1 protein-coding gene is annotated in these 771 nt (G+C 54.5%); it reads left to right on the top strand.

Features of this window, described 5'->3' with window-relative positions; all coding sequences use genetic code 11:
• The coding region (locus GKN89_RS24250; protein ID WP_154747916.1) for an elongation factor Tu at positions 1–771 on the top strand (771 nt) is incomplete at both ends.

Raw genomic sequence — 771 nt, 5'->3', positions numbered from 1 at the left:
CCACGTTGACCACGGTAAAACTACCCTGACTGCAGCGATCACCACCGTACTGGCTAAAACCTACGGCGGTTCTGCACGTGCTTTCGACCAGATCGATAACGCACCAGAAGAAAAAGCTCGTGGTATCACCATCAACACCTCTCACGTTGAGTATGACACCCCGACTCGTCACTACGCGCACGTTGACTGCCCAGGGCACGCCGACTACGTGAAAAACATGATCACCGGTGCTGCTCAGATGGACGGCGCGATCCTGGTTGTAGCTGCGACTGACGGCCCAATGCCTCAGACCCGTGAGCACATCCTGCTGGGTCGTCAGGTTGGCGTTCCTTTCATCATCGTATTCATGAACAAATGCGACATGGTTGATGATGAAGAGCTGCTGGAACTGGTAGAAATGGAAGTTCGCGAACTGCTGTCCGCTTACGACTTCCCAGGCGACGACCTGCCAGTAATCCGCGGTTCCGCGCTGAAAGCGCTGGAAGGCGAAGCTGAGTGGGAAGCGAAAATCATCGAACTGGCCGAAGCCCTGGACAGCTACATCCCAGAGCCAGAGCGTGCTATCGACAAGCCGTTCCTGCTGCCAATCGAAGACGTATTCTCCATCTCCGGTCGTGGTACCGTTGTTACCGGTCGTGTTGAGCGCGGTATCATCAAAGTTGGCGAAGAAGTTGAAATCGTTGGTATCAAAGACACCGTTAAGTCTACCTGTACTGGCGTTGAAATGTTCCGCAAACTGCTGGACGAAGGCCGTGCTGGTGAGAACGTAGG

Origin of the sequence: Serratia sp. YC16 (assembly GCF_009707615.1) — a bacterium.
Classification (GTDB): domain Bacteria; phylum Pseudomonadota; class Gammaproteobacteria; order Enterobacterales; family Enterobacteriaceae; genus Serratia; species Serratia surfactantfaciens.
The sequence above is the reverse complement of the archived record's forward strand: the minus strand, read 5'-3'. Positions and strand labels throughout refer to the sequence as shown.